This is a genomic window from Campylobacter sp. BCW_6465 (assembly GCF_001762815.1).
Lineage (GTDB): Bacteria > Campylobacterota > Campylobacteria > Campylobacterales > Campylobacteraceae > Campylobacter_D > Campylobacter_D jejuni.
In genome coordinates, this window is sequence record NZ_MJXN01000028.1 from 1 (window position 1) to 6797 (window position 6797).

At 31.2% G+C, this 6797-nt stretch carries 9 protein-coding genes; 6 read left to right on the plus strand and 3 right to left on the minus strand.

Annotated elements, in window-relative coordinates; genetic code table 11:
- The 3 genes from AJ886_RS02530 to AJ886_RS02540 all read left to right on the plus strand — a co-directional run.
- Positions 1 to 1149, plus strand: a 1149-nt coding sequence (locus AJ886_RS02530; RefSeq protein WP_070287074.1) for a phage tail sheath family protein, incomplete at its 5' end; no start/stop codon positions are given.
- A 23-nt stretch (positions 1150 to 1172) separates the two neighbouring features.
- Positions 1173 to 1682, plus strand: coding sequence for a phage major tail tube protein (locus AJ886_RS02535; RefSeq protein ID WP_002794205.1), 510 nt, complete (start codon positions 1173 to 1175; stop codon positions 1680 to 1682).
- Between the two features lie 104 nt (positions 1683 to 1786).
- Positions 1787 to 2026 carry a phage tail assembly protein gene (locus AJ886_RS02540; RefSeq protein ID WP_032593234.1) on the plus strand — a complete coding sequence of 80 codons (240 nt, stop codon included), beginning with the start codon at positions 1787 to 1789 and terminating at the stop codon, positions 2024 to 2026.
- A gap of 111 nt (positions 2027 to 2137) precedes the next feature.
- On the opposite strand, the gene AJ886_RS02545 is transcribed toward AJ886_RS02540, so the two are convergent.
- Entirely contained in the window at positions 2138 to 2443 is a 306-nt protein-coding gene (locus AJ886_RS02545; protein WP_070287075.1) for a hypothetical protein, read from the minus strand.
- 41 nt (positions 2444 to 2484) lie between these two features.
- Between AJ886_RS02545 and AJ886_RS02550 the strand changes: the two genes are divergently transcribed.
- From AJ886_RS02550 to AJ886_RS02560, 3 genes are all read left to right on the plus strand, one after another.
- Positions 2485 to 4707, plus strand: coding sequence for a phage tail tape measure protein (locus AJ886_RS02550; RefSeq protein ID WP_070287076.1), 2223 nt, complete (start codon positions 2485 to 2487; stop codon positions 4705 to 4707).
- Between the two features lie 3 nt (positions 4708 to 4710).
- Positions 4711 to 5199 carry a phage virion morphogenesis protein gene (locus AJ886_RS02555; RefSeq protein WP_070287077.1) on the plus strand — a complete coding sequence of 163 codons (489 nt, stop codon included), beginning with the start codon at positions 4711 to 4713 and terminating at the stop codon, positions 5197 to 5199.
- A gap of 201 nt (positions 5200 to 5400) precedes the next feature.
- On the plus strand, positions 5401 to 6216 hold the full coding sequence (locus AJ886_RS02560) for a DNA adenine methylase (RefSeq protein WP_070287078.1): 816 nt from the start codon (positions 5401 to 5403) through the stop codon (positions 6214 to 6216).
- A gap of 27 nt (positions 6217 to 6243) precedes the next feature.
- Here the strand turns inward: AJ886_RS02560 and AJ886_RS02565 are convergent, their stop codons facing one another.
- The gene (locus AJ886_RS02565; protein WP_070284989.1) at positions 6244 to 6531 is read right to left on the minus strand and encodes a hypothetical protein; all 288 of its coding nucleotides are present in this window, start codon (positions 6529 to 6531) and stop codon (positions 6244 to 6246) included.
- Positions 6532 to 6590: 59 nt separating this feature from the next.
- On the minus strand, positions 6591 to 6797 hold a 207-nt coding region (locus tag AJ886_RS02570; RefSeq protein WP_148124017.1), incomplete at its 5' end, for a S24 family peptidase.

Sequence of the window (6797 nt, forward strand, 5' to 3'; positions counted from 1 at the left end):
GCAAGTCCTATTAAAGTGCAAAGTGATACGCCTATTGGTATTGCTGGGGCTATAAAAGGTGCAAGTAAAGAAATGATTTACACAAAGGCTGGTTATGAAAGCGTGGATAGCTTTCCAATCTTTGCCTTTTCAAATGTAAGCAAAGCAAAAGAATTTGTAAACGATTTAATCAAAGAAAATAACTTACAAGATTTTAGACTTTTAGATACTTTAGAATGTATCAATCTACAAAATGTAAGTAATGTAATTATTATTAGTTTTTTTGAAGAAAGCGAGGAAAGTGAAAACACTTTAACCAATATTGTTAATGCCATAGAAGCCTTTAAAAAAGCCAAACATAAAACAGGTTTTAGTCCTGATTTAATCATTGCTCCTTATTACTCACATGAAGCAGGAGTAAAGGCTAAGCTTGAAAGTGTGGCAAGTTCTATGAATATCACAGCTATTGTGGATCTTTACGCTACAAATGTTGGCGAAGCTATTAATACAATGGAGGCTTTTAGCTCTAAAAGATTAATTGCCACTTGGCCACAGGTTCAAATCTTAAATACACAAGGAAAATACGCTTATGTTCCACAATCTCCTATCATCGCAGGTTTAATAGCTCATACAGATGGAGATAAAGAATATGGCTTTAGTGATTCTTACTCAAATAGAGTGATGAATGGGGTTACTGGCACAGAGTATTTTATAGAGTTTATCAATGGCTTTGATTGTGATGCAGAAAGACTAAGAAACGCTCATATTTCAACTTGTATTTTAAGTGAAGGTTATCGCTCTTGGGGTGGGGAAACTAGCCATGAAGATACGATTTGGCAAGATTTAGCTCGTGTAAGAACCTTTGATCGCATAGCTCTAGCAGGACAAAAAGCAGCTTTTAAAGCTATTGATAAAAAAGCAAGTGAATTATATTTTATAAAAATCAGCATTGAAGAATTGCTAAGAGATTTAAAAGGAGCTAAGGTTTTAATTGGCTATGAGGTAAGCTGGGATGAAGAAAGAAACACAGATGCCAATGTGAGTGCTGGTAAGTTTTATCTAAATATAAAAATGATGAATAATCCAATCGTTAAACAAATCACTTTAGAGTTCATCTACTCTGATGAATGGGCGAGTGATTTGATTAAAACTATTAGTGCAGATAGTTAATAAATTTTAAAAGGAGATTAAAAATGAAAAGAATGATTGGTGAAGTTATACAAGAAGGTAACATTTACATAGATGGACAAGGTTATCTTGGGGTAGTTAGAAATTTAAAATTGCCTGACATAGAACAAGAGATGATTGAAACTAAAGGAGTTTTAGGAGCAAATTATAGTAGCGGGGTTTTAAAGCCTTTAGAAATTAGCTTTAAATTAGCCGTTGTTGATCCTGTGCTTTATGCGGCTTTCTTTCATACTACTTTTAGCGAGATTAAAGCTCCTTTATTATTTAGAGAAAGTGTTCACAAAGGCGGAAAAAACTATGGTATTAGTGCTGAGTTTTTAGGAGAGTTTATAAGCATAAGTGAAAGCGATCATGAAAGTGGAAAAGAGGTGGAAGCTGAAATTAAAATGGCAGTTCATTTTTACATGCAAAGAAGAAATAACATTCCAATCATTACCTACGATCATAAAAACACTATTTTAATGATAAATGGGGTGGATATGATGAGTGATGTTAGAAGCAATTTAACCCTTTAAACACTGATTAATCGGTGTTTAAAAATAAAAAAGTTGCCTTAGGGCTTTTATATAGCAAAGTAATAGCATAAGCTTTGCTTTGTTTTTAGGAAAAGGAAAGAAAAATGAAAGAAAAAATAATCAAACTTGAAAATGGCGAAGAATTAAAAATGAGAGAGCCAAATGTGCGTGTATTAAAAAACGCCACTAATAAAAGTGAAAAAGAAATGGAGCAAACTATTTATATGATAGCTGCACTTACCAATAAGCAAGAAAGTGAAATTGAAGATTTGAATCTTAAAGATTTTAAAGCTTTACAGGACGCTCTTAAAGATTTTTTGGTAGAAGCAGGAGTTATAGCTTAGAGGCTATAGCTCTTATAAGTCATACTTTGCATTGGGGATTAAATGAAGTTTTAGATTTAAGCTTAGATGAGTTTGAAGAAGCTTTAGCAATTTCAAAAGAATTTTTAAAGGCTAAGAGTTTTTGATTGTTTTATTTTTCAAAAAATAAATTTTTAAAATAGCAAAAAGAATAAAATCTAAACTTATTGCAATTAGCCAAGTGGGTAAAATAAGCAATAAAGCAATGGGTGGCATAATCATCACTAAAATAGCAGTTATGATAATGCTTGCAAAATAAGAAAAAATAAAAATAGCCATTATATTAAAAAAACCATCACTTGCACTTTGATAGCTTATGTAAAAAGCAGGTATGAGCGTTGTTAATAATAAGGCAATATGTGAAATTATATCATCGTTAATAAATTTTAAAACTTTCATAGTAAAGATTTTAAAATACAATCGCTTAAAAAGGGTTGAATATGGAAAATGCTGGAAGTATTGGAATTGGTGTTATTTTAGGACTAGCGATTAAAAACGCAAGTGCCGTTGGCAAGGTAGTTAAAGATTTTAGCAATTTAGAAAAAATAGCAGCAAAAACTAAACTCGGCATTAGTGGATTGCAAAAAGAATTAAACACTCTTAAACTCAATGCCAATTTAAGAGCGGAATTAAAAGCTCAAAGAAAAGGTTTGCAAGATGAACTTTTTTCTCTAGGAAATATAATAAGTGGCGGTATTGTAGGGAAAAGTATAAAAGTTGGTATTGATTTTGAAAGTGCTATGGCTGATGTAAAAAAAGTAACAGATCTTAGTGAAGGTCATACACTAGAAGGCTTAAAACAAGATATTTTAGATTTATCCAAAAAACTTCCTATGACAGCAGAAGAAATTGCAAATATAGTGGCAGAGGGTGGAAAACTTGGTCTTGCCTCTAAAGAAGCTTTGGAGTTTGGTAAAACTGCTACTGCTATGGGTGTTGCTTTTGAGATGAGTGCCAATGAAGCAGGAGAAGCCATAGGTGGTCTTATGGCAAACCTTCAAACCGATGTTAAAGGCATTAAAGATTTAGGTGATAGCATTAACTATTTAGCTGATAAAGGTTCAAGTGATGCCAAAAATATAGTAAATATTGTGAGCAGAATTGGAGGAATGGGAAATCTTATAGGACTTCAAAGAGAAAACATGGCAGCTCTTGCTGCTACGCTTGATGAAGTAAAGATCCCAGCTGAAGTTGCAGGGACTGCTATTTCTAGCATGTTTACTAAACTTTCAACTGCTGATACTTTAGGAGCTAAGGCAGAAGAAGCTTTTTCACAATTAGGTCTTAGCGGGGAGTTTATGAAAAAAGCTTTAAATCGAAATTCGCAAGAAGCAATCAATATTTTACTTTCACGAATAAAAACGCTTGATAAAGAGTCTCAAATAGGTGTTATTACTAATATTTTTGGCAATGATAGTGGCACGATTAGAGCTATGGCAACTTTAGTTAATGGTTATGATCGTTATCAAGAGCTTTTAAAGATGACAAATTCAGAAGAGAAGAAAGGTTCAATGGATAAAGAGCTTATTAATAAGTGTGAGACTACAGCTTCTATATTAAAAATTTTAGGAAATAATATAAGTGCTTTGGCGATTAAATTTTCAGATGCTCTACTCCCTGTAGTTAAATTAGTCGCTTCAGGATTTAGCTTTGTAATTGATATAGTAGATACCTTACTTTCAAAATTTCCAGTGCTTAGTACCATCGTAGCTACAGCTACAACAGTTTTTTTGCTCGCCAAACCTGCAGTCTTAGCTTATGCTATTGCTAAAAACTATCTTAAAGATTGCACCATTTTACTTAAAAGTGCTTTGATTAAAACAAGAATACATCTTTTAGCTTTTCGTAATTCTTGTATATTATCTAATATTACTTTAAAAGCAAAAACCGTCACAACTACTATTTACACAACCTCCCTTAAAGCCTTATCTTTTGTTTTAGGTGGGCTTAATAAAGTTTTTAAAGCCGTAGCTATTGGTATTAGAGTGTTAAGCATGGCTATGATGAGTAATCCCATTGGTCTTATTTTAGCGGGCATTGCAATAGTGACTGGGCTTATTATTGCAAATTGGGATAAGGTTAAGTCTTGGTTTAAATCTTTTATAGAATGGCTTAAACCTGTTTGGGAGCCTATATACAATGTCATTAAAGCAGTATTTGATAAATGTGCCCTTGTATTTACAAGTTTTAAAGATATTATTATGAGTGTTGCTTCTCCATTAGCTGAGTTTTTAAATTCTATTTGGCAAGGTGTTGGCGATTTCTTTTATAGTATTTTTGGTTCTTTATTTGATTGGTTTGCTTCTAAGCTTTCTTGGGTAGGAGATATGATCTCATCTATAAGTGGCTTTATAAAAGATGCTCTTGATTTTGTAGGGCTTGGAGATGATGAAGAAGTTAAGATAAGCCAAAGTGAACAAAACAAAGAAAAAGTCTTTGCTACAAATACTTATAAAGATGAATTAGCTGAGACAAAAAGTATAAACCATACTCCAAGCTTTAATAATGGCAATATCAATATAAGTGTTAATGGTACTTTTAACATAGCGACTAAAGATGGCAATTTTAATATGCAAGAATTTGCAAATACTATACAAAAAAGTGTATTTGACGCTTTAAGAAAGCAAGAACAAAACAAAATTAACACTACAATTTATGGATAAAATATGAGTGAATATATAGAAATAAAAGGGCTTGAAAACTTTTTTAAAGCTTGTGATAAATTAATAGATATGGATAAACATGGGCAAAGCATTATGGCGGGTGCTGGTGAGAGCATAAGAAATAGTATTATAGACTCTTTTAAAAATGAACGCAGTATTTTTAATGGAAAATGGCAGAGCTTAAAACCAGCTACCATAAAACAAAAGATAAAAGATGGTAAGAATAAAGGAATTTTAAAAAGAGATGGGGATTTAAGTAATGATTTAAATTGGCAAATCGAACCTACCAAAAGCGGAGTAGAAGTCTTTAATAATATACAGACTAAAAATGGCTTTAAATATGGTTATGTTCATCAATGGGGAAACAGAAAAAGAAAAATTCCTCAAAGAGCTTTTTTACCCATAGATAATAACAAAGTCTTGCACCCAAGTATAAGAAGTGTGATTTATAAAGATACTAAGGATTTTATTGAAAAAATTGTTAAGAAGTGACAATATGGGGCATTGCATAGCAAGGAATGGTCGGGCGTGGCCTTTAGTGATGCGACTTTTTGGAAAATCGCAATTTTTCAAAAAGTGTTAGCAAGAATGGCAAGGAAGACTAAAGCCTTCCTTTTTCTAAAAACTAGCAAAAGCATTATAGCTTTATTTTTAAAGACTAGCTTTTTAAATTTTATTTTGAAAGGAGTTTGTATGAAAAATAATACAGACAAATTTCTAAAAACTAGCACACTTACTAAACCTACAAGAACTACGCTAAAAGCTCCGTTTGCTTGGGTGGGTGGTAAAAACTATTTAGCTAAAGAAATCATCGCTTTAATGCCTGAGCATAAAAGCTATATTGAAGTTTTTGGAGGAGCTTTAAGTGTTTTTTATCAAAAAAGTGCTTCAAAAATAGAAGTCATTAACGACATTAACGACGAGCTTATTAATTTACATCTTTGCATAAGAAACAAACCCCAAAGCCTAGCAAATGTGCTTAATTCTATGATAATAAGTAGAAAAATCTTTCATATGCTTAAAAATAAAGAAATTAAGCCAAGAAATGACTTAGAAAGGGCTGCTTTTTATTTTTATCTTATCAGTACTTCTTTTGGTTCAAGCATGGGACATTTTGCTATGAATAAACAAAGAGCACCAAAGAGATTATGTAGGGATTTTAGCTTACATACAAAAAGACTTAAAAATGCCAGTATTGAAAATAAAAGCTTTGAATATATTTTAAAAGAATATGATTACAATGAAGCTTTATTTTATTTAGATCCACCTTATGTAGGGACTGAGAATTATTATAAAAACACAGGAGGTTTTGGGCTAAAAGAACATGAACTTTTATGTAATTTGCTTAAAAATATCAAGGGTAAATTTATGCTTTCTTATAATGATTGTGAGCTTATAAGAGAGCTTTATAAAGATTTTAATATTAAGGAATTAAAAGTAAGGTATTCTTTAAATAATAATGTTTTAAAAAGAAAAGAAAGTAAAGAGCTTTTGATTATGAATTTTTAAAAGCTAAGAGAGTAAAAATACTCTCTTTTATTTTAGTAAAGAGCTTAAAAACTTTAGAGCTTCTTTGCTAAAATCTTTATTGCTTTCTTCTAGATACTCTTTATCTAAAATAGCACCGTATTTTAATAAAAGTAAAATCGCTCCAAAATTATTATGAGTTATTGCATAAAACATAGGTTCTTCGCCCATGCATTCTTTAGTTGCACTCATACCATTTTTAAGATATTCTAAAACAAGTTCATTGTTATGGTTGCAAATTGCGTTTATAAATCTTTTGTTAACACCTTGTCTTATGTCTGCTGATACTCTATCCATCTTTATATCCTTTTGTATTGATGAGACAAGATTAGCTTGGCTTAGCTTATTGTGTACTGTTACATCTTAGAAAGTTCTCCAATTACCACACCAATTAGCAAAAAATCTCCATTTTTATAAAATATATCTTCATATAAAGGATTTAAAGAGTGTAAAATCACTCCATCATCTTGTTTTAAAACTTGTTTTATAAAAAGTCCATCTCTAGTATTAATCACACAAATGCTTTTATTCTTAAAAGTTTTATTTCTATCTATTACACAAAT